Source organism: Streptomyces sp. NPDC056144 (assembly GCF_042264145.1).
GTDB lineage: Bacteria > Actinomycetota > Actinomycetes > Streptomycetales > Streptomycetaceae > Streptomyces.
This window is the reverse complement of sequence record NZ_JBHJVF010000009.1, coordinates 158651-179966: the sequence shown is the minus strand read 5'-3', so window position 1 is coordinate 179966 and position 21316 is coordinate 158651. Positions and strand designations below refer to the sequence as shown.

The 21316-nt window shown below is 72.5% G+C and carries 19 protein-coding genes and 2 tRNA genes; 16 read left to right on the top strand and 5 right to left on the bottom strand.

The annotated features are described in order from the left end of the window. Window positions 1-174: 174 nt before the first annotated feature. Window positions 175-597 carry a TIGR02611 family protein gene (locus ACFC0Z_RS25750; RefSeq protein ID WP_376442323.1) on the top strand — a complete coding sequence of 141 codons (423 nt, stop codon included), beginning with the start codon at window positions 175-177 and terminating at the stop codon, window positions 595-597. 62 nt (window positions 598-659) lie between these two features. Further along, window positions 660-734: transfer RNA gene (locus ACFC0Z_RS25745), tRNA-Val, on the top strand. A 59-nt stretch (window positions 735-793) separates the two neighbouring features. Here ACFC0Z_RS25745 and ACFC0Z_RS25740 read toward each other — a convergent pair. Then, the gene (locus tag ACFC0Z_RS25740) at window positions 794-3349 is read right to left on the bottom strand and encodes an SCO7613 C-terminal domain-containing membrane protein (RefSeq protein ID WP_376442320.1); all 2556 of its coding nucleotides are present in this window, start codon (window positions 3347-3349) and stop codon (window positions 794-796) included. 101 nt (window positions 3350-3450) lie between these two features. Here ACFC0Z_RS25740 and ACFC0Z_RS25735 point away from each other — a divergent pair, with 101 nt between their 5' ends. Both ACFC0Z_RS25735 and ACFC0Z_RS25730 read left to right on the top strand, forming a co-directional pair. Then, window positions 3451-3900 (top strand): SRPBCC family protein, encoded by a 450-nt coding sequence (locus ACFC0Z_RS25735; RefSeq protein WP_376442317.1) that lies wholly within the window; start codon window positions 3451-3453, stop codon window positions 3898-3900. 39 nt (window positions 3901-3939) lie between these two features. Further along, a tRNA-Val gene (locus tag ACFC0Z_RS25730) sits at window positions 3940-4011 on the top strand. Window positions 4012-4078: 67 nt separating this feature from the next. Here the strand turns inward: ACFC0Z_RS25730 and ACFC0Z_RS25725 are convergent. Beyond that, complete coding sequence (locus ACFC0Z_RS25725; RefSeq protein WP_376442314.1) at window positions 4079-4807, bottom strand: 3'-5' exonuclease; 729 nt, start codon at window positions 4805-4807, stop codon at window positions 4079-4081. Window positions 4808-4927: 120 nt separating this feature from the next. Between ACFC0Z_RS25725 and ACFC0Z_RS25720 the strand changes: the two genes are divergently transcribed. The 3 genes from ACFC0Z_RS25720 to thrS all read left to right on the top strand — a co-directional run bounded on the left by ACFC0Z_RS25720 (window position 4928) and on the right by thrS (window position 8939). Continuing rightward, complete coding sequence (locus tag ACFC0Z_RS25720) at window positions 4928-5494, top strand: DUF4365 domain-containing protein (protein ID WP_376442311.1); 567 nt, start codon at window positions 4928-4930, stop codon at window positions 5492-5494. Beyond that, on the top strand, window positions 5494-6804 hold the full coding sequence (locus ACFC0Z_RS25715; protein WP_376442309.1) for a hypothetical protein: 1311 nt from the start codon (window positions 5494-5496) through the stop codon (window positions 6802-6804). The genes ACFC0Z_RS25720 and ACFC0Z_RS25715 overlap by 1 nt, the downstream gene beginning before the upstream one ends. A gap of 158 nt (window positions 6805-6962) precedes the next feature. After that, window positions 6963-8939, top strand: a complete 1977-nt coding sequence (gene thrS, locus ACFC0Z_RS25710; protein WP_376442307.1) for a threonine--tRNA ligase — start codon at window positions 6963-6965, stop codon at window positions 8937-8939. Window positions 8940-9024: 85 nt separating this feature from the next. On the opposite strand, the gene ACFC0Z_RS25705 is transcribed toward thrS, so the two are convergent. Next, complete coding sequence (locus ACFC0Z_RS25705; RefSeq protein WP_376442304.1) at window positions 9025-9735, bottom strand: potassium channel family protein; 711 nt, start codon at window positions 9733-9735, stop codon at window positions 9025-9027. Window positions 9736-9800: 65 nt separating this feature from the next. Here ACFC0Z_RS25705 and ACFC0Z_RS25700 point away from each other — a divergent pair, with 65 nt between their 5' ends. Continuing rightward, the gene (locus ACFC0Z_RS25700) at window positions 9801-10364 is read left to right on the top strand and encodes an HIT domain-containing protein (protein WP_376442301.1); all 564 of its coding nucleotides are present in this window, start codon (window positions 9801-9803) and stop codon (window positions 10362-10364) included. Between the two features lie 83 nt (window positions 10365-10447). On the opposite strand, the gene ACFC0Z_RS25695 is transcribed toward ACFC0Z_RS25700, so the two are convergent. Together ACFC0Z_RS25695 and ACFC0Z_RS25690 are read right to left on the bottom strand one after the other, a co-directional pair. Next, the gene (locus ACFC0Z_RS25695; RefSeq protein WP_376442298.1) at window positions 10448-12103 is read right to left on the bottom strand and encodes a hypothetical protein; all 1656 of its coding nucleotides are present in this window, start codon (window positions 12101-12103) and stop codon (window positions 10448-10450) included. 166 nt (window positions 12104-12269) lie between these two features. After that, window positions 12270-14477: an elongation factor G-like protein EF-G2 gene (locus ACFC0Z_RS25690; protein ID WP_376442296.1), complete on the bottom strand. Its 2208-nt coding sequence runs from the start codon at window positions 14475-14477 to the stop codon at window positions 12270-12272. A 294-nt stretch (window positions 14478-14771) separates the two neighbouring features. Between ACFC0Z_RS25690 and pgsA the strand changes: the two genes are divergently transcribed. From pgsA to ACFC0Z_RS25650, 8 genes are all read left to right on the top strand, one after another. Continuing rightward, a complete protein-coding gene (pgsA, locus tag ACFC0Z_RS25685; RefSeq protein ID WP_376442294.1) occupies window positions 14772-15431 on the top strand; it encodes a phosphatidylinositol phosphate synthase in 660 nt (219 codons plus the stop codon). Continuing rightward, window positions 15428-16342 carry a phosphatidylinositol mannoside acyltransferase gene (locus tag ACFC0Z_RS25680; protein ID WP_376442291.1) on the top strand — a complete coding sequence of 305 codons (915 nt, stop codon included), beginning with the start codon at window positions 15428-15430 and terminating at the stop codon, window positions 16340-16342. The genes pgsA and ACFC0Z_RS25680 overlap by 4 nt, the downstream gene beginning before the upstream one ends. Then, entirely contained in the window at window positions 16339-17490 is a 1152-nt protein-coding gene (locus ACFC0Z_RS25675) for a glycosyltransferase family 4 protein (RefSeq protein WP_376442288.1), read from the top strand. The genes ACFC0Z_RS25680 and ACFC0Z_RS25675 overlap by 4 nt, the downstream gene beginning before the upstream one ends. Before the next feature lie 53 nt (window positions 17491-17543). Next, entirely contained in the window at window positions 17544-18179 is a 636-nt protein-coding gene (locus tag ACFC0Z_RS25670) for an N-acyl homoserine lactonase family protein (protein ID WP_376442285.1), read from the top strand. An 11-nt stretch (window positions 18180-18190) separates the two neighbouring features. Continuing rightward, a complete protein-coding gene (locus tag ACFC0Z_RS25665) occupies window positions 18191-18733 on the top strand; it encodes a hypothetical protein (protein WP_376442283.1) in 543 nt (180 codons plus the stop codon). Window positions 18734-18847: 114 nt separating this feature from the next. Further along, the gene (gene pdxS, locus ACFC0Z_RS25660; protein WP_189804419.1) at window positions 18848-19762 is read left to right on the top strand and encodes a pyridoxal 5'-phosphate synthase lyase subunit PdxS; all 915 of its coding nucleotides are present in this window, start codon (window positions 18848-18850) and stop codon (window positions 19760-19762) included. Window positions 19763-19768: 6 nt separating this feature from the next. Next, window positions 19769-20359, top strand: coding sequence for a pyridoxal 5'-phosphate synthase glutaminase subunit PdxT (gene pdxT / locus ACFC0Z_RS25655; RefSeq protein ID WP_376442281.1), 591 nt, complete (start codon window positions 19769-19771; stop codon window positions 20357-20359). A 62-nt stretch (window positions 20360-20421) separates the two neighbouring features. Next, window positions 20422-21174 (top strand): YebC/PmpR family DNA-binding transcriptional regulator, encoded by a 753-nt coding sequence (locus ACFC0Z_RS25650; protein ID WP_376442278.1) that lies wholly within the window; start codon window positions 20422-20424, stop codon window positions 21172-21174. Window positions 21175-21316 lie beyond the last annotated feature (142 nt).

Genomic DNA, 21316 nt, shown 5'->3' with positions numbered 1-21316 from the left:
TCGCTCAGTGTGCGCTCGGGGATTCGCACGTCGGCGAAATCGACATGCCACCTCTGTGGCCGTTGTAAACCCCTCTGTCCGTTTTGTGATCGTCCAGGTAGCTCGAATGGCTGCACGTAACCAGGGGTAATACCGCCATACCAGTGGGGCCCCTGTGTCCGGTAAGTTGGGGCCATGCATGCGGAGAGTGACGAGCGCGCAGGGGACTCGGCGAGCGGCCAGGACGCCGAACTGGGATCCCGCGCGCCGCAGTTCATCAAGTCCCGACGGAGCCTGCACCTGAGCTGGCAGGTCGGCGTCTTCATCGTGGGACTCGCCGTGGTCGGCGCGGGCGTCGTGATGCTGCCGCTGCCCGGACCCGGCTGGCTGGTCATCTTCGGCGGCATGGCGATCTGGGCCACCGAGTTCGTGTGGGCACAGCTGGTGCTCCGCTGGACCAAGCGGAAGGTCACCGAGGCCGCCCAGCGCGCCCTCGACCCCAAGGTCCGCCGCAGGAACATCATCCTCACCACCGTCGGCCTGGTGATCATCGGCGCCCTGCTCGGCGTCTACCTCTGGAAGTTCGGCCTCGTCATGCCGTGGAAGATCACCGAGTAGCCCACGCGGCCCTCCAGTGGTTCGGAAGCCCCGCTGACATGGGGTAATGTTTGCGGTGCGCCGGGCGATTAGCTCAGTGGGAGAGCACTTCGTTCACACCGAAGGGGTCACTGGTTCGAACCCAGTATCGCCCACCACCCGGCCCGAAGGCCCGGAGACGAACACCGTCTCCGGGCCTTCGGCGTTCCCCGCCCGGTCACCGCATCCGGGCCAGCCGCTCCCGCAGCCTCCGGGCGTCCCGGAGCCGCTGCTCGTACGTGGCCCCCACCGCGAGCAGCAGCAGCCCGGCGACCGCCGGCGGCAGCCAGCGGGGCAGCGCGCCCACGACCTGCACCACGTACGGCGCCAGCTCGTGCAGCCCGTCCAGGGCCAGCGTCACGCCGCCCAGCACCAGGAGCGCCTGGAGCCGGAACCGTGCCCCGAGCAGCGTCACGACCAGCGCCGCCACCCCCAGGAGCAGCGGGCGCATCCAGTCCGGGTCCGCCCAGGCCGCCACCAGGCTCGGCAGCAGCGTCGCCGCGAGCCCCGGGCCGTACGCCGTCCAGGACGAGGCCTCCGGGTCGCGGCGCCGCCGCAGGAACCCGACCACGAGCGCGGGCACGGTCACCGGCAGGCTGTACGCCTCCGGGGCCGACACCTCCCAGACCCCGAGCCGCACCCAGGTCGCCAGCAGGAACAGCCCCGCCGCCGTCCAGGAGGCGAACCGGCGCCGCTCGGGCCGCACGGCCGTCGCCGCCGCGATCACCCCGCCCAGGGCGAGCACGAGCGCCAGGAAGGCCGGCCGGGCCTCCGCGAACCCCAGGGCGAGCAGCCCCACCGACGCGCCGGTCACCTCGACCGCCAGGACCGCCGGACCCCGGCGCACCCAGGCGCCGACGGCCGCCGTCGCCGCCGGGACCAGGAGCAGCGCCAGAGCCGTCCACTGCTCCTCGAACTCGGCGGCGGCCGCCACCGCGAGGACCAGCCCCGTCGCCGCGAGCACCGCCAGGCAGCCGGAGGCCACCCGGCGCCCGCCCTCGCCGGCCACCGCGACGGCGGCGAGCAGCGCCAGGACCACCCCGAGCACCGTGAACGTGGCCGCGCGGACGTCCAGGGACAGCGCGAGCGCGCTCCCGGCGGACGCCAGCCCCACCGCGTACGCGCTCCACCCGAGCACCGCGCCCGGCTCCACGGCCTTCGCCGGAGCCACCGGCCGCAGCGGACCCCAGGTGCCCGGAGCCGGAGCCGGAGCCGCCGGAGCCGCCGGAGCCGCGGGGGCCGGGGCGGGCGCGGGTGCCTCCGGGCGGGCCGGCAGGCCGCGCCCCAGGACGCCGGGACGCACGGCGAACCCCAGGGACGCCGCCGTCGTGGCCAGCTGAAGGGCGAGCGTCACCCCGTACGGCAGACCGAGCGAGACCGGCAGCGCCGTCAGCAGCGCCCAGACCAGCACCAGCGCCCCGCAGCGGGCCCAGAGCCGGGGAACGGCCGCGAGCGCGGCGGCGGCGACCAGGAGGACCAGGGCGGCCGTCCCCGGGAACGAGGTCAGGACGCGGTCCGTGTGCTCGCCGGACCACACGGCCGTCGTCCGGGCCAGGGGTCCCAGCAGCCCGGCGACGGCGGGCGGCAGCGCCCACACGACCCCGAGCCCCACGATCCCGGCCCCCGCGACGCCCAGCCCGAGCCGCACCCCGCGCGGCAGCCAGACGCGACCACGGGCGGTGTCCGTCCCGGCCTCGACGGGGGAGGCCTCGGCAGGGGATGAAGCCGCCGGGGCCGCCTCCGGAGCCACCTCCGGGCCCGTCAGCCGCCACAGGGCGGCCAGCGCCAGGCCGCAGAGCACGTACCCCGGGACCGCCCAGTCCGCCGGGACGGCCGCGCGGAGCAGGCCGCCGAGGGACGCCGTCGCCGTGAGACCCGCCAGGGCACCGGCCGGAACCGCGAGCGCGGGCCTCCGCCAGGCCACGTACAGGAGCAGCGCCGCGCCCGCCAGGAGGAGCGGCGCACCGCGCCACGGCGCGGCCAGGGAGAGCCAGCCGCCGGTCAGCAGCGCCCAGCCGCCCAGTGTCACCGCCCCGACGACCGCCGTGACCCGGACCGCGACCGGGCGGGCCCACAGCGCCACCGCCACGTCCCCGGCCGCCGTCGCCAGCGCCGCCCAGGCGAAGGCCGTCGGCCCGCCGTCCGCCGCGAGCACCCCGAGCGGCAGCGGCAGCTGGGCGGCGACCACGGCCGCCGGCAGCGGAATCCGCAGCCGGGACAGCGCGGAGCCGTACGCCGTCCACGCGCCCGCGAGGACCGCCGAGGCCACCGCCGTGTACCCGAGCCCGTCCGTGCCCTCCAGGGCCACCCGGTGGAGCGCGTACGCGTCGAGCACCATCAGCACCAGACCCAGCGCGGCCACCGACTCGCCCGTCGAGACCAGGCCCTTGCGCAGCAGCGCCACCGGCACCGCGAGCGCCGCCGAGGTCACCACGGACAGCACCGCCGCACGGCCGCCGATCCCCATCGAGCCCCAGCTCACCAGGGTGAAGGCGATCGCCGCGATCGTCAGCAGCGTCCCGCCGAGCGTCAGCAGCACGTTCTGCGCGCTCCGCGGGGTCGAGTCCGCCGGCGCCGGGCCGGGACCGGACGGCGGGGCCACCGGCAGCGGCGGGTACAGCACCTGGACCAGCCAGGCCCGTCGTACGAGCAACTGGGTGCGGCGCGCGTCGAGTTGCGCCAGCTCGCGGTCGACGAGCACCAGCTCGTCGGCCGGCGGCAGGGAAGTGTCCATACCGGGAGTGTGGCGCCGGCCACACGTGGCGGGAATGCGTTGTCGTACTCAGATCCGCCTCGGATCCGCGCGATCCGGGACTGAGTACCCACACTGGGGGCATGGACTGGTGCCGTTACCGATTCCGCAGCGTCTGGCGGCTCGCCGCGCCGCCCGACGCCGTCTACGCCGTCCTCGAACGCCCCGAGGAATACCCCCGCTGGTGGCCCCAGGTCCGCGAGGTCCGCCCCCTCGACGACACCACCGGCACGGCCCGCTTCCGCTCCCTCCTCCCGTACGACCTCGTCGTCACCGCCCGCGCCCTGCGCCGCGATCCCGTCGCACGGGTCCTGGAGATCGGCCTCGAAGGCGACCTGGAGGGGAGGGTCCGCTGGACCCTCACCCCGGACGGGACGGCCGGCACCCTCGCCGTGTACGAGCAGGAGGTCGAGGTCCATGCCAGGCTGCTGCGCGTCCTGGCCGTCCCCGGTCGGCCGGTCTTCCGCGCCAACCACGCCCTCATGATGCGCGGCGGCAGGAAGGGGCTCGCGGCCCTCCTGCGATCGGTTTGAAGGAAGGGCCGGAAGGCCTGTATGGTTCAACCCGTTCCCGGGCGATTAGCTCAGCGGGAGAGCACTTCGTTCACACCGAAGGGGTCACTGGTTCGATCCCAGTATCGCCCACCGGGAAAGGCCGGTTCGTCGAAAGACGGACCGGCCTTTGTCATGCCGCGACCGGTCGTGGCACCGGTCACGCCGCCGTCCGCAGCTCCGGACGCAACGGCCACGACGGATCCACCGTCTCCGGCGTCCCCTGACGCGTGAACCACGCCTGGAGACCGCGCGCCTGCGCCGCGTGCCACACCGCCTGGAGCGTGTGCAGCTCCCCGGGCGTCAGCCGCTCCAGACGGGACGAGAAGCGCCGCGCCACCGCCCGGACGACCTCCAGCGCCGCCGTCGCGTCCGCCGCCGCGTCGTGCGCCCCCGCCAGCTCCACCTCGTAGTGCGCGCACAGGTCCGTCAGCGTCCGGCGGCCCTTGCGGTACCGGTCCAGGTGCTTGTCCAGGACCCGGGGGTCGAGCACGCACAACGGCGAACTCGCCATGTACGTCCCCAGGGAGGACGCCCGGTGCCGCCGCAGCTCCCGGTCCAGGAGCGTCAGGTCGAACGGCGCGTTCATCACCACCAGCGGCCGCCCCGCCGCCGTCTGCTCGGCGAGCGCCCGCGCCAGCTCCTCCATCACCGGCGCCGGCCACCGGCCGTTGCGCTGGAGGTGATCGTCCGTCAGGCCGTGGATCGCCGTCGCGCCCTCCGGCACCGGTATGCCGGGATTCACCAGCCAGCGCGTCACCCGCGGCCGCGCTCCCGCCGTGTCCTGCACGACGAGGGCGGCCGACACGATCCGGTCCTCCTCGACGTCAACTCCCGTGGTCTCCGTGTCGAAAGCGGCCAGGGGCCCTTCGTACCAGTGCGTCGTCATCCCCGAACTCCTCGCACCCCAACGGCAGATGGCCAACCCCCCTGCCGAGACGGTGATACCCGCACTGTTTGCGCCGTACGCGGACCGGTCACAACACCAGGGACGGGGAAGGACACTCACATGGCGCTCGCCCAGCCCGAGTCGGGAGGGCTGCCGCCTCAGCGGGCAGCTTCGACACGCGGCTCACTCGCCACCACCGCCTGCATGGAGACCCTCCAGGTGGGCTACCTCCACGCGGTCGCCGCGGCGGCCGGCTGCTCGTTGTCCCAGCCCTTTCCGGACAACGGCATCGACTGGCACGTCAGCCACGGCTCTCCGGCCCACACCGTGGACGACGAGGTGACCATCAAGGTGCAGCTCAAGTGCACCTACCAGATACCGCCGCGCCCGCCGGGCAACGCGTTCTCGTTCACACTCGACAACGACCACCTGGTCAAGCTCGCCCGGACCCCCGTGTCCGTGCACAAGATCCTCGTGGTGATGCTCGTCCCGAGGTCGCCCGAGGACTGGCTCCGGGCGAGTCACGACCGGCTCGACCTGCGGCACTGCTGTTACTGGATCAACCTGGCCGGCCACCCGGTCACGGGACGGCGCCGGACCACCGTGCGCGTCCCGACGACACGGATCTTCGACGACCGGGCGCTGTGCGAGATCATGACGCGGGTCGGCGTGGGAGGGAGACCTTGATGCACCGACCGATCGACGACCCGGACGGCGGGTACGGAACCGGAGCCCGGCCCGGCGGCGGGCCCGGCTCCGGTTCCGTACCGCCGCCCTACCGGCCCCACCCCACCCCGGGCGACACCCCCGGCGACATCACCGGCGACACCCCCGACCCGGGGCGCGTCGACCCGCGCGTCCTCGGCGCCCTGCTCGCCCGCCACGGCTGGCGCAGGCGCGGCGGCGCGGCCGGCCGCTACAGCCGCTGGACCCCGCCCGTCTCCTCCGGCACCGGAAGCGGCGGGACGAGCCTCCTCGTACCCGAGAGCCGTGCCTTCCCGGACTGCGAGGACCTCATCGGCGAGGCGCTCGCCGCCCTCGCCCACAGCGGTACGCCCTCCGCCCGCGAGGTGCTCACCGGCCTCGCCGTCCCCAGCGACGAGATCCGCTGGTGGCGCGACGTCCCGCCGGGACCGGCCGGCACCGTCCCGTGGCCCGTGCAGGAGCAGCTCGGCTCCGCGGCCCGGCAGCTCCTGCTCGCCGGAGCCCTCGCCGCGCGCGGCCGCGCCGGCTACCACGGCGCCCGCCACCGCCGCTCCGCCCGGGCGCTCCTGGAGACGGCGGTCGTCGGCACGGCCTCCGGCGGCCGCGGCCTGACCGCCTTCCTGCCCGTCGACCCGGGCCGTCCCGTCGCCGTCGTGCTCTACCACGCGCTGTACGCGGCCCGCGAGGCCACCGACTACCAGCGGGCCACCGGCGGCATGGAGGCCTTCGACGCCGCCGTCCGGGCCGGCGTCAGCCGCGAGCTCACCGAGGCCCTCGTCGCCCTGGTCCGGGGCACCGAGGGCGCCAGGATCGCGCTCGAATGGGCCCCGGCCGGCGGAACCCCCGAGGGCTGCGCCGCCCGTCCCGAGCCCGTCGAGTTCTCGCCCGGCGACCTGCCCGCCCTGCGCGAGGCGAGCGCCCGCTACCTGACGGACGAGCCCTCCGTACCGGTACGGATCACCGGGGCAGTGGTGCGGATGCGCCGCTCCGGGCCGCGCGGGGACGGCACCGTACGGCTCCGGGTGCTCGGCGGCGCGGAGGTCCCGCACGTCCGCGTCACCCTCGACGAGGAGGCGTACCGCACGGCCGTCCACGCCCATCTGGCCGGGCTCCCGATCCGGCTCGTGGGCCGCCTGCAGAGCAGGGGAGGCTTCCGGCGGCTGACCGACGCGTCCGACGTCGTCCCCGTGCAGGTGGACGAGGCGGAGCGGGACCGGCTGATGAAGTCGACGCAGGGGAACGCCGAGGACCTGGACTTCTTCGGGGAGGCGTGCGGGCCGGACGAGGAGTGAGCGGGGGCGTACGGGGACCTACGGGGGGAGGGGAAACCGTTTCGCGGGCGGACCCGACCGGTCGGTAAGATCGGCGGCGACGCGGCACCTCGTCTCTGCCGCGCGCCATCGGCACCGGCACCTCGTGTCTGCCCGTGCCCCTAAGGAAGAAGAACACCGTGTCCGAAGTCCGTGTGACCGTCCAGTCCGGCTCCGAAGCAGAGGAGAGGGCGGTGAGCGCGGGCACCACCGCCGGTGCCCTCTTCGCCGACGACCGCACCGTCATCGCCGCCCGCGTCGGCGGCGAGCTGAAGGACCTCTCGTACGAGCTCGCCGAAGGCGATGTCGTCGAGGGCGTCGAGATCTCCTCCCCGGACGGCCTCGACATCCTGCGCCACTCCACCGCGCACGTCATGGCCCAGGCCGTGCAGGAGCTCTTCCCCGAGGCCAAGCTGGGCATCGGCCCGCCGGTCCGGGACGGCTTCTACTACGACTTCGACGTCGAGAAGCCCTTCACTCCCGAGGACCTCAAGGTCATCGAGAAGAAGATGCAGGAGATCCAGAAGCGCGGCCAGCGCTTCGCGCGCCGCGTGGTGACCGACGAGGCCGCCCGCGAGGAGCTCGCGAACGAGCCGTACAAGCTGGAGCTCATCGGCATCAAGGGCTCCGCGTCGACCGACGACGGCGCGAACGTCGAGGTGGGCGGCGGCGAGCTGACCATCTACGACAACCTCGACGCCAAGACCGGCGACCTGTGCTGGAAGGACCTCTGCCGCGGTCCCCACCTGCCGACCACCCGGAACATCCCGGCGTTCAAGCTCATGCGCAATGCCTCGGCGTACTGGCGGGGCAACGAGAAGAACAAGCAGCTCCAGCGCATCTACGGCACCGCGTGGCCGTCGAAGGACGAGCTGAAGGCCCACCTCGACTTCCTCGCCGAGGCCGAGAAGCGCGACCACCGCAAGCTCGGCAACGAGCTCGACCTCTTCTCCATCCCGGACGAGATCGGCTCCGGCCTCGCGGTCTTCCACCCCAAGGGCGGCATCATCCGCCGGGTCATGGAGGACTACTCGCGCAAGCGGCACGAGGAGGAGGGCTACGAGTTCGTCTACTCGCCGCACGCCACCAAGGGCGCCCTCTTCGAGAAGAGCGGCCACCTCGACTGGTACGCGGAGGGCATGTACCCCCCCATGCAGCTCGACGGTGGTACCGACTACTACCTCAAGCCCATGAACTGCCCGATGCACAACCTGATCTTCGATGCCCGCGGGCGCTCCTACCGTGAGTTGCCCCTGCGGTTCTTCGAGTTCGGCACCGTGTACCGGTACGAGAAGTCCGGCGTCGTCCACGGCCTGACCCGGGCCCGCGGCTTCACCCAGGACGACGCGCACATCTACTGCACCCGCGAGCAGATGGCGGAGGAGCTCGACAAGACCCTCACCTTCGTCCTGAACCTGCTCCGCGACTACGGTCTGACCGACTTCTACCTGGAGCTGTCCACCAAGGACCCGGAGAAGTTCGTCGGCTCGGACGAGGTCTGGGAGGAGGCCACCGCCGTCCTCCAGCAGGTGGCCGAGAAGCAGGGCCTCCCGCTCACCCCCGACCCGGGCGGCGCCGCGTTCTACGGCCCGAAGATCTCGGTGCAGGCGCGCGACGCCATCGGCCGTACCTGGCAGATGTCGACCGTGCAGCTCGACTTCAACCTGCCGGAGCGCTTCGACCTGGAGTACACCGCCCCGGACGGCACCAAGCAGCGCCCGGTCATGATCCACCGCGCGCTGTTCGGTTCCATCGAGCGGTTCTTCGCCGTGCTCCTGGAGCACTACGCGGGCGCCATGCCTCCGTGGCTGGCCCCGGTCCAGGCGGTCGGCATCCCGATCGGCGACTCGCACGTCGAGTACCTGCAGGAGTTCGCGGCCGACGCGAAGAAGCTGGGCCTGCGGGTCGACGTCGACGCGTCCTCGGACCGGATGCAGAAGAAGATCCGTACCCAGCAGAAGCTGAAGGTGCCGTTCATGATCATCGTCGGTGACGAGGACATGGCGGCCGGCACCGTCTCCTTCCGCTACCGCGACGGTTCGCAGGAGAACGGCATCGCCCGTGACGAGGCGCTGGCGAAGCTCGTTGATGTAGTGGAGCGCCGCGTCCAGGTGTGAGTTGCTCCCCGCCTGAGCGGGGGTGATCCCAACCCGATGCTTCAGCGGATCTAAGGCACGGCGTGCTCCCCGCTCACGCGGGGGATCAAGCCCCCGGGGAACCCCCCGGGGGCTTTTCCGCGCCCGCGGGCGGGGCCTCCCTCTCGTCCTCCCGGGTGAACGCCTGGATCAGCCAGGACGAGAAGGAACCCGTCACCGCGCCGAGCAGTGCCAGGCCGCAGGCCATCAGGCCCACCGCCACCAGGCGGCCCATCGGGGTCACCGGTGCCACGTCCCCGTACCCCACCGTGGCGAGCGTGGCGCAGGTCCACCAGATCGAGTCGCCGAAGGTGAGGATCGTGGCGCCGGGGGCGTCGCGCTCCTGGTGGTAGACGGCGAGCGCGCCGGCGAAGCCGAGGAGCGTGACCGTGAGCCCGGCGTAGACCATCACCCGGGCGTACAGGCTGAGCCGGGGCTGGTCGCGGCGGCGCTGGACGCGGTCGTAGAAGGTGAAGATCCGTACTGGGCGCAGCAGCGGGATCACCACGACGACCGTGTCCAGCAGGTGGGTGCGGAGGAAGCGGAACGGGCCGAGGCCGCTGAGGTGGAGCCGTACCGCGTAGTCGACGACGAACAGCGCCCAGGACGCGAGGGTCATGGCGAGACAGAGGTCGAGCCAGGCCGGGGGCAGGTTGCCCCGGCCGAGGACCCGGATCGCGTAGCCCGCCAGGTAGACGAGGGAGGCCACGGCGAGGGGGATCTCCAGGCGGTGGTCCCAGCGTTCCATGCGGGGCGGTTTCGGCGGCCTGTCGTTCATCGGATCAGCATGGCGGCTGGAGTGATCTTCCGCCCCGACGACACGTTCCGAACGGACGACGCAATATGCTGCTCGGCATGACGACTGAGCCGGAGCAGCAGATCGGGGTCGGGACGCCGGACGCGTTCCAGCGACTGTGGACGCCTCACCGGATGGCGTACATCCAGGGTGAGAACAAGCCGACCGGGCCGGGGGCCGACGACGGCTGTCCGTTCTGCTCGATCCCGGCGAAGTCGGACGAGGACGGCCTGGTGATCGCCCGCGGCGAGAGCGTGTACGCGGTGCTCAACCTGTACCCGTACAACGGCGGGCACCTGATGGTCGTCCCGTACCGGCACGTCGCGGACTACACGGATCTGGACACGGCGGAGACGGTGGAGCTCGCGGACTTCACCAAGCGGGCGATGGTCGCGCTGCGGACCGCCTCCGGGGCGCACGGCTTCAACATCGGCATGAACCAGGGCGCCGTCGCGGGTGCCGGGATCGCCGCGCACCTGCACCAGCACGTGGTGCCGCGCTGGGGTGGCGACACCAACTTCATGCCGGTCGTCGGGCACACGAAGGTGCTGCCGCAGCTGCTGGCCGACACGCGGAAGATGCTGGCCGACGCCTGGCCGGCCACCATCTGATCCGTACGCCTCCGGTCGTACGGCCCTGATCCGTACGCCTCCGATCCCGATCCCGATCCCGGAGCCGGAGCCCGGGCCGGCGTCTACGCGTCGTAGACGTCGGCCTTCCGCGCCGACACGTCCTGGATGAGGCCGCTGACGACCACGGAGCGGGTGGTGAAGCGCTCCGTGTCCACGTTGTGCTCGTCGAGCATCGCGATCGTCGCGGCGTGGACCGCGCGCACGACCGGGGTCGCCATGCGGATGGCGTCGTCGGCCATGAAGCGGTGCTTCCAGGGCGGGCCGGCCCAGACGTGCCGGAGGCCGAAGGGCTCGGGGAGGGTGATCTTGCCGCCGAGGTAGTCGAGGATCGGCGGGTACCAGCTGAGCGGGGCGCGCACGGCGAGCCGCACGACGTCCTCCGTCTCCAGGAGGGGCTGCTGGATCTCCTTGGTCTCCCAGAAGCGGACGGACTTGGAGACCTCCTTGGTCTTGGCCTTCGGCTTGTCGCCGAAGGGGCCGCTCAGGGGGCCGAGCGCGTGGCCGGTGACCTCGACGCGCAGCGTGTGGTGGAGCGAGGTGACGGTCACGAGCATCGTGAGCACGAGGTTGCCCTGCCAGAGGGCGAACTGCACGCCGAGGTAGTGGCGGTTGCCCGCGTCGAACTGCTGCTCGTTGCAGATGCGCTGTATCTCGTGGGGCTTGACCTGGTAGTGGACGACGCTGTCGCCCTCGGGCCGGGCCACCTCGTCGGCGCCCTCGCCGACCGGCGAGACGATCCAGTGCGTGACGGTCGGCTTGGGGAATCCGGACTTGAGGGAGCCCCGGTCGAGCAGGGTCAGCTGCTCGTGGATCTTCCGTATGACGTCCCAGGCGCGGAAGTCGTGGATCTGCAGGCCGGGCTTGGCGACGAGGTTCTCGGCGAGGGTCCAGCTGCCCCAGCGGGTGCCGAGGCCGAGGATGCCCTTGGTCCCGGCGTAGAAGACCACGTTGGACTGCTGCTCGGCGGCGAGCTTCTCCAGGTTGACCCGGAGCTCCTCCGCGGCCTTGTCGTTCGGGTCCTGGGGGGCGGACTTGGGGACGTGCGGGCCGAGGCCGCCGCCGCCCAGCAGACCGGCCCAGCGCTCGCGCAGGTCGACGGCGGCGGTGAGGCAGATCCGCTGGGCGAGGAACCAGCCCACGACGGGGGCGACGATCATCGCGCGGATGTAGTTGGGCAGGAGGCCGTCGAAGGGCAGCCGGAGGACGGCGATGGCGGCGACGATTCCGGCGACGATCAGGACGGCGGTGCCGATGGCGTTGTTGCGCTTGTTCTCGGAGCCCGCGACGGCCCGGCGGAGCTGGATGACGGCGAGCCAGAGGAGCAGCCCGGGGAGGAAGAGGACGCCGCAGAGGAACGTGACGAGGGTGAGCTTGGAGTCACGCTGCCGTCGGATGTGCGTGGCCGCGAGGCAGTGCTCGACGACGGGCTGGGGATCGGCGCCGAAGGACTGGATGAGGGGCTTGCGGGCGCCGCCGAGCGTGCGGACCTGGACGGCCCGGGAGAAGGCCTCGCCGAGGTCGGGGCGGAAGAGGGCCCATTTCCCTTCCTTCACCGCGGTCTTGTAGTGCTCGTTGTCGGCGCCCTGGATGGCCGCGAGAGGGCTGTCCCGGTACGCCATCGAGGCGAGGGCGTTCGTCGCCCCCGTGCCACCGCCGGAACCCTGGACGGGGATCTGTGCCCCGGGTCCGAAACCGCTGATCGCCACTGCCGCCCCCATCGCGCGCGAGTACTTGTGCGGGCTGTTTCCCAACTGCCGTGCCCCGCACACCTTCTGAGCTGGGCACCACAGCGTAACCGGGTGGCGGCTGATGCGTCACCGGCTGTGGACAACCCGGCCGAATGCCGTACGGCGCCGGGGGCGGGCGCCGCTGCCGCACCGTCAGTCAGGGGCTCTTTCCGGCCTGTTCACGGGTCTTCCCGGCGAGCTGCGGGGGCATCGGCTCGTGCCGGACGTAGGTGCGGTCGAACCGGCCGGTGCCGTGGGAGAGGGAGCGGAGGTCGACGGCGTACCGGCTGATCTCCCGCTCGGGGACCTCGGCGCGTACGAGGGTCCGTCCGGGTCCGGCCTGTTCGGTGCCTACGACCCGGCCCCGGCGGCCGGACAGGTCGGTCATGACCGGGCCGACGTACTCGTCGGGGACGAGGACCTGGACTTCGGCGACGGGTTCGAGGAGGCGGACGGAGGCGTCGGCGGCGGCCTCGCGCAGGGCGAGCGCCCCGGCGGTCTGGAAGGCGGCGTCGGAGGAGTCGACGGAGTGGGCCTTGCCGTCGCGGAGGGTGATCCGGACGTCGACGAGGGGGTGGCCGGTCGTGACGCCGCGGGCGGCCTGGGCCCGTACGCCCTTCTCGACGGAGGAGATGAACTGGCGGGGGACCGCGCCGCCGACGACCTTGTCGACGAACTCGATGCCGCTGCCGGCCGGGAGGGGCTCGACGTCGATCTCGCAGATGGCGTACTGGCCGTGGCCGCCGGACTGTTTGACGTGCCGGCCCCTGCCGGTGGCGGGGGCGCCGAAGGTCTCGCGCAGGGCCACCTCGTGGGCGACGGCGTCGACCTGGACCCCGTACCGGCCGCGGAGCCGTTCGAGGACGAGGTCCTGGTGGGCCTCGCCCAGGCACCACAGGACCACCTGGCCGGTGTCCGGGTTCTGTTCGAGGCGCAGGGTGGGGTCCTCGGCGACGAGCCGGGCGAGGCCCTGGGAGAGACGGTCCTCGTCGGCCTTGCCGTGGGCCTCGACGGCGAGGGGGAGCAGGGGTTCGGGCATGCTCCAGGGCTCGATGAGGAGCGGGTCGTCCGGGGCGGAGAGGGTGTCGCCGGTCTCGGCGCGGCCGAGGCGCGCGACGCAGGCGAGGTCTCCGGCGATGCAGGCCGGGAGCGGGCGCTGCTGTCTGCCGAAGGGGGAGGTGAGACCGCCGACGCGTTCGATGACGTCGTGGTCCTCGTGGCCCCGGTCCGCCAGGCCGTGGCCGGACACGTGGACGGTCAGGTCGGGGCGGAGCGTGCCGGAGAACACGCGGACGAGGGAGACGCGGCCGACGTAGGGGTCGGCGGTGGTCTTGACGACCTCGGCGACGAGGGGGCCGTCGGGGTCGCAGGTGAGCGGCGGGCGGGGCCGGCCGTCGGGGGTGGTGACGGCGGGCGGCTCGTGTTCGAGGGGGGAGGGGAAGCCGCCGGTGACGAGTTCGAGGAGTTCGAGGGTGCCGAGGCCCTGGGTGCCGCCGTCGGCGGCGGGGGCGGCCACGAGCAGGGGATGGAAGGCGCCGCGGGCGACGGCCTTCTCCAGGTCGCCGACGAGGGTCGCGAGGTCGATCTCCTCGCCGCCGAGGTAGCGCTCCATCAGGGTCTCGTCCTCGCTCTCGGTGATGATCCCCTCGATGAGCCGGGCGCGGGCCTCGGCGATCGTCGCGCGCTGCTCCTCCGAGGGCTCCTCCTCCCTCCGGGCGCCCGACGCGTAGTCGAAGACCTTCCCCGAGAGGAGGCCGACGAGGCCGGTGACCGGTGCGTGGCCGTCGGCGCCCTCGGAGCCGCGGACGGGCAGGTAGAGCGGGAGGACGGCGTCGGGGTCGTCGTGGCCGAAGAGGTCGGCGCAGACGGCGGTGAGCTCGGTGAAGTCGGTGCGGGCGGTGTCGAGGTGGGTGACGACGACGGCGCGGGGCATGCCGACGGCGGCACACTCCTCCCAGACCATGCGGGTGGCGGCGGCGAGGGCGTCGGCCTCCTGGGCGGCCGAGACGACGAAGAGGGCCGCGTCCGCCGCGCGCAGGCCGGCCCGGAGCTCGCCGAGGAAGTCGGCGTACCCGGGGGTGTCGAGGAGGTTGATCTTGTACCCGTCCCAGCCGACGGGGACGAGGGAGAGCTGGACGGAGCGGTGCCGCCGCTGCTCGACCTCGTCGTAGTCGGAGACGGTGCCGCCGTCCTCGACGCGCCCGGCCCGGTTGAGCGCCCCCGTGGCCTGGGCGAGGGCCTCGACGAGGGTGGTCTTGCCGGATCCGCTGTGGCCGACCAGGACCACGTTCCGTACGGACGCGGGCCGGTCGGCCGTCAGGGCCCTGCCGGCGGCTCCGGCGGCCGTGTTCGCCTTGTCACCCATGGTCTGTTCCTCCCGACTGCTCACGCGGTGCGGCGGAACGCGGGCGCGGGGGAGTGGCGTGTCGCGGTGCGGCTCCTCGGGTGCCCGCGGTGGTCCTTCGAGCTTTGCACCGGCGTCGGGAGGCGTCCATACGTCGGGCACCGACAGGGCCGTACGTCGTACGCGGACGGGCCCGACGGGGGACGGCGACGCGGCGGGAGCGGGTGCCCGCAACGTCGGCGGGGTGGCGCGTGGCTACGATGGGTGAGCCGGTGGTCATAAGGGCCGCGCGGCCCGACGAACCTCGGGAAGGCCATGCTGAACAAGTACGCGCGTGCATTTTTTACGCGTGTCCTCACACCGTTCGCCGCGTTTCTGCTCCGCCGGGGCGTCAGCCCCGACGCGGTCACGCTCATCGGCACGGCGGGAGTGATGGCCGGTGCGCTGGTCTTCTTCCCCAGGGGCGAGTTCTTCTGGGGCACGATCGTCATCACCCTCTTCGTCTTCTCCGACCTCGTCGACGGGAACATGGCCCGGCAGGCGGGGATCACCAGCCGCTGGGGCGCCTTCCTCGACTCGACGCTCGACCGCGTCGCGGACGGCGCGATCTTCGGCGGCTTCGCGCTCTGGTACGCGGGCAAGGGCGACGACAACGTGATGTGCGCCGTCGCGATCTTCTGCCTCGCGAGCGGCCAGGTCGTCTCGTACACCAAGGCCCGTGGCGAATCGATTGGTCTGCCGGTCGCCGTCAACGGTCTCGTCGAGCGCGCCGAGCGGCTCGTCATCTCGCTGGTCGCCGCGGGCCTCGCCGGACTGCACGCCTTCGGCGTGCCCGGCGTCCAGGTGCTGCTGCCGATCGCCCTGTGGATCGTCGCGGTCGGTTCCGCGGTGACCCTGGGGCAGCGGGTCGTGACCGTGCGGCGGGAGTCCGCCGAGGCGGACGCCGCGGCCCGGGGCAGCGAGGCCGGCTCGTGAGCGCGTGGAAGGACAGGCTGTCCGACGGGGTGTACGGCCTCGGGTGGGCGACCGTGAAGAAGCTGCCCGAGCCGGTGGCGACGGCGCTCGGCCGGAAGATCGCCGACACCGCGTGGAAGCGCCGCGGCAAGAGCGTGCTGCGCCTCGAATCGAACCTCGCGCGCGTGGTGCCGGACGCCACGCCCGAGCGGCTCGCCGAGCTGTCGAAGGCCGGCATGCGCTCGTACATGCGGTACTGGATGGAGTCCTTCCGGCTGCCGACCTGGAGCAAGGAGCGGGTCGCCGCCGACGTCGACATCAAGGGCGCCCACTACCTGCACGAGGGGCTCGCCGCCGGGCGGGGCGTCGTCCTGGCGCTGCCGCACCTGGCCAACTGGGACCTGGCGGGCGTCTGGGTGACCCGCGCGCAGGGCGTGCCGTTCACGACCGTCGCGGAGCGGCTCAAGCCGGAGTCGCTGTACGACCGCTTCGTCGCCTACCGCGAGTCGCTCGGCATGGAGGTCCTGCCGCACACCGGAGGGTCCGCCTTCGGGACGCTCGCGCGGCGGCTCCGGTCCGGTGGCCTGGTCTGCCTGGTCGCCGACCGCGACCTGTCCGCCTCCGGGGTCGAGGTCTCGTTCTTCGGGGACACCGCGCGGATGCCGGCCGGTCCCGCGATCCTGGCGCAGCAGACGGGCGCGCTGCTGCTCCCGGTGACCCTCTGGTACGAGGACGGGTCGACCATGCACGGGCGGATCCACCCGCCCGTCGACGTACCCGAGTCAGGTACGCGGGCCGAGAAGACGTCTCTGATGACGCAGGCCCTCGCCGACGCCTTCGCCGGCGGAATCGCCGACCACCCGGAGGACTGGCACATGCTGCAACGACTGTGGCTCGCGGACCTGGAGGAGCGGGAGGGGCCGAGCACGTGAAGATCGGGATCGTCTGCCCGTACTCCTGGGACGTGCCGGGCGGCGTCCAGTTCCACATCAGGGACCTCGCCGAGCACCTCATCCGGCTCGGGCACGAGGTCTCCGTCCTCGCGCCCGCCGACGACGACACGCCGCTCCCGCCGTACGTCGTCTCGGCGGGCCGGGCGGTGCCCGTCTCGTACAACGGCTCGGTGGCCCGGCTCAGCTTCGGCTTCCTGTCCGCCGCGCGCGTACGGCGCTGGCTGCACGACGGCACCTTCGACGTCGTCCACATCCACGAGCCGACCTCTCCGTCGCTCGGGCTGCTGACCTGCTGGGCGGCGCAGGGGCCGATCGTGGCCACCTTCCACACCTCCAACCCGCGGTCGCGCGCCATGATCGCCGCGTACCCGATCCTCCAGCCGGCCCTGGAGAAGATCAGCGCCCGGATCGCGGTCAGCGAGTACGCGCGCCGCACGCTCGTCGAGCACCTCGGAGGCGACGCGGTCGTCATCCCCAACGGCGTCGACGTGGACTTCTTCGCCCGCGCCGAGCCGAAGGCGGAGTGGCAGGGCGAGACGCTCGGCTTCATCGGGCGCATCGACGAGCCGCGCAAGGGCCTGCCGGTCCTCATGAAGGCGCTGCCCCGCATCCTCACCGAGCGGCCGGGGACGCGGCTTCTCGTCGCCGGGCGCGGGGACGAGGAGGAGGCGGTGGCCACCCTGCCGCCGGAGATGCGCTCCCGCGTCGAATTCCTCGGCATGGTCAGCGACGAGGACAAGGCGCGGCTGCTGCGCAGCGTCGACGTGTACGTGGCGCCGAACACCGGCGGCGAGAGCTTCGGCATCATCCTCGTCGAGGCGCTGTCGGCGGGCGCGCCGGTGCTCGCCGCCGACCTCGACGCGTTCGCGCAGGTCCTCGACCAGGGGGCGGCGGGCGAACTCTTCGCCAACGAGGACGCGGACGCGCTCGCGGACGCGGCGATCCGGCTCCTCGGCGACGAGAAGCGCCGCACGGCACTGAGCGAACGCGGCTCGGCCCACGTCCGCCGCTTCGACTGGTCGACGGTCGGGGCGGACATCCTCGCCGTCTACGAAACGGTGACGGACGGCGCGGCGGCGGTCGACACCGACGAACGCGTGGGCCTCAGGGCCCGCTTGGGCCTGTAGGGCCGCCGGCCGACCCCGGGGTTGGCCGGCCAGGAAGGGGGCAGGGTGACGGCATGCTGTCCGTCACCCGGCTCGACCTCGGTCACCTCACCCGTCCCGCGACCGAGTGGGGCGGGCCGCACGCGCGCGTGGAGCCTGCTTTCGCCTATCTCGTGCGCCACCCCGAGGTCCGGATCCTCTTCGACACCGGCATGGGCGTCGGCTCCCCGGAAACCGATGCCCACTACCGCCCGGTCCGCCGTCCGCTGCCCGTCGGGTCGGACGACGTCGACCTCGTCGTCAACTGCCACCTCCACTTCGACCACATCGGCGGCAACCAGCGCTTCCCCGACACGCCCGTCCTCGTCCAGCGCGTCGAGCTCGCCACCGCCCGTGCCGGCGGGTACACGATCGACTCGCTCCTGCCCGGCGTCCGGTACGAGGAGCTCGACGGGGAGCACGAGGTCGCTCCGGGCGTCCTCGTCGTCCCGACTCCGGGGCACACCGAGGGCCATCAGTCGCTGCTCCTCGACGAGGGCGACCGTGTGACGGTCCTGGCGGGCCAGGCGTACGACGTCGCGGCCGAGTTCGGCACGCCGTACCGCCCCTGGCTCGACCGTCTCGCCGAGCTCGCCGACGGGCGCCCGGCCCGTGTCCTGTTCGCCCATGACCACGACCTTTGGGAAGGTGTGCTGCCGCCGCCCCGGTAGCCTGTGCGCCCGTGACCGAAACCCTGATCTGGACCGTTGTCGGGCTGATTCTCATCGGCGTCTATCTCAGCTGGACCGCCGGGCGGCTCGACCGGCTGCACACGCGCATCGACGCCGCCCGTGCCGCGCTCGACGCGCAGCTGCTGCGCCGGGCCTCGGTCGCGCAGGAGCTGGCCACCTCCGGGGTGCTCGACCCGGCCGCCTCGATCGTGCTGTACGAGGCCGCGCACGCGGCACGGCAGGCGGAGGAGGACCAGCGGGAGGTCGCCGAGAGCGAGCTCAGCCAGGCGCTGCGGGCGGTCTTCGGCGAGCCGGAGCAGGTGGAGGTCGTACGGGAGGCGCCGGGCGGCGAGGAGACCGCGGGGGAGCTCGCCCAGGCCGTGCGCCGGGTGCCGATGGCCCGCCGATTCCACAACGACGCCGTACGCGCCGCCCGCGCCCTGCGCCGCCACCGCAAGGTCCGCTGGTTCCGGCTGGCCGGCCACGCCCCCTTCCCGCTGGCCTTCGAAATGGACGACGAGCCGCCGGTGGCCCTTGCGGATCGCCCTGTCTGACCCCCCTAACCAGCGAAAACGATCCACCGGGTCCACATTGGCCCTTGATGTGCGGCTCAGGTGGCCTGTTTCCTCTTCTTGTCGTCAACCCCTGTTGTCACGAGTGAGGTATCCGTGTCCACCACGCCTTCCACCACCTTCCAGTCCCCCGAGACCGGCACCGCGCGCGTCAAGCGCGGCATGGCCGAGCAGCTCAAGGGCGGCGTGATCATGGACGTGGTCAACGCCGAGCAGGCGAAGATCGCCGAGGACGCCGGCGCCGTGGCCGTCATGGCCCTGGAGCGGGTCCCCGCGGACATCCGCAAGGACGGCGGCGTGGCCCGCATGTCCGACCCGAACATGATCGAGGAGATCATCGGCGCGGTCTCCATCCCGGTGATGGCCAAGTCCCGCATCGGCCACTTCGTCGAGGCGCAGGTCCTGCAGTCCCTCGGTGTCGACTACATCGACGAGTCCGAGGTCCTGACCCCGGCCGACGAGGTCAACCACTCCGACAAGTGGGCCTTCACGACCCCCTTCGTCTGTGGCGCCACCAACCTGGGCGAGGCCCTCCGCCGCATCGCCGAGGGCGCGGCCATGATCCGCTCCAAGGGCGAGGCCGGCACCGGCAACGTCGTCGAGGCCGTCCGCCACCTGCGCCAGATCAAGAACGAGATCGCCAAGCTGCGCGGCTTCGACAACAACGAGCTCTTCGCCGCCGCCAAGGAGCTGCGCGCCCCGTACGAGCTCGTCAAGGAGGTCGCCGAGCTCGGCAAGCTCCCGGTCGTGCTGTTCTCCGCCGGTGGCGTCGCCACCCCGGCCGACGCCGCGCTCATGCGCCAGCTCGGCGCCGAGGGCGTCTTCGTCGGCTCCGGCATCTTCAAGTCGGGCGACCCGGCCAAGCGCGCCGCCGCCATCGTGAAGGCCACCACCTTCTACGACGACCCGAAGGTCATCGCGGACGCCTCCCGCAACCTGGGCGAGGCCATGGTCGGCATCAACTGCGACACCCTTCCCGAGTCCGAGCGCTACGCGAACCGGGGCTGGTAAGCACCCATGAGCACCCCCGTCATCGGTGTCCTGGCGCTCCAGGGCGACGTACGGGAGCACCTGATCGCCCTGGCCTCGGCTGACGCCGTGGCCAGGCCGGTCCGGCGCCCCGAGGAGCTCGCCGAGGTCGACGGCCTGGTCCTCCCCGGTGGTGAGTCCACCACCATCTCCAAGCTGTCCGCGCTCTTCGGTGTCACGGAGCCGCTGCGCGAGCGGATCGCCGCGGGGATGCCGGTCTACGGCACCTGCGCCGGCATGATCATGCTCGCCGACAAGATCCTCGACCCGCGCTCGGGCCAGGAGACCTTCGGCGGCATCGACATGATCGTCCGCCGCAACGCCTTCGGGCGGCAGAACGAGTCGTTCGAGGCCGGTGTCTCGGTCAAGGGCATCGAGGACGGTCCCGTCGAGGGCATCTTCATCCGTGCCCCGTGGGTCGAGTCCGTCGGCGCCGAGGTCGAGGTGCTCGCCGAGCACGGCGGCCACATCGTCGCCGTACGTCAGGGCAACGCCCTGGCGACCTCGTTCCACCCCGAGCTCACGGGTGATCACCGCATTCACGCCCTGTTCGTCGACATGGTGCGCGCGGCGCGGTGACTCGATCCCGGTAGGATCTCTCGGGTTCGTTCAGTAATGGGTTACGCGAAGGAGACAGGCAGATGTCCGGCCACTCTAAATGGGCTACGACGAAGCACAAGAAGGCCGTGATCGACGCCAAGCGCGGCAAGCTCTTCGCGAAGCTGATCAAGAACATCGAGGTCGCGGCCCGTACGGGCGGTGCCGACCTGGAGGGCAACCCGACGCTGTTCGACGCCGTCCAGAAGGCGAAGAAGCAGTCGGTCCCGAACAAGAACATCGACTCCGCGCTCAAGCGCGGTGCGGGTCTCGAGGCCGGCGGCGCCGACTACGACACGATCATGTACGAGGGCTACGGCCCGAACGGTGTCGCGGTGCTCATCGAGTGCCTCACCGACAACCGCAACCGCGCCGCCTCCGACGTGCGCGTGGCCATGACCCGCAACGGCGGCTCCATGGCCGACCCGGGCTCGGTCTCGTACCTGTTCAACCGCAAGGGCGTCGTCGTGATCCCCAAGGGCGAGCTGTCCGAGGACGACGTCCTGGAGATCGTCCTCGACGCCGGTGCCGAGGAGGTCAACGACCTCGGCGAGTCCTTCGAGATCATCAGCGAGGCCACCGACCTGGTCGCGGTCCGTACCGCCATCCAGGGCGCCGGCATCGACTACGACTCGGCCGAGTCCAGCTTCGTCCCGACCATGCAGGTCGAGCTCGACGAAGAGGGCGCGCGCAAGATGTTCAAGCTGATCGACGCGCTGGAGGACAGCGACGACGTGCAGAACGTCTTCGCCAACTTCGACGTCAGCGACGAGGTCATGGCGAAGGTCGACGCCTGATCACGGCCGTTCCGCAGCGGGGGGCCGGGGGCCCCCCCCCCCCCCGCCCCGGGGGGGGGGGGGGGGGCCCGCGCCCGCCCCCCCACACCCTAGGCCAAACGGGGCCGGCCGGGGGCCCCGGCGGGGGGAAGGGGGTGCCCCC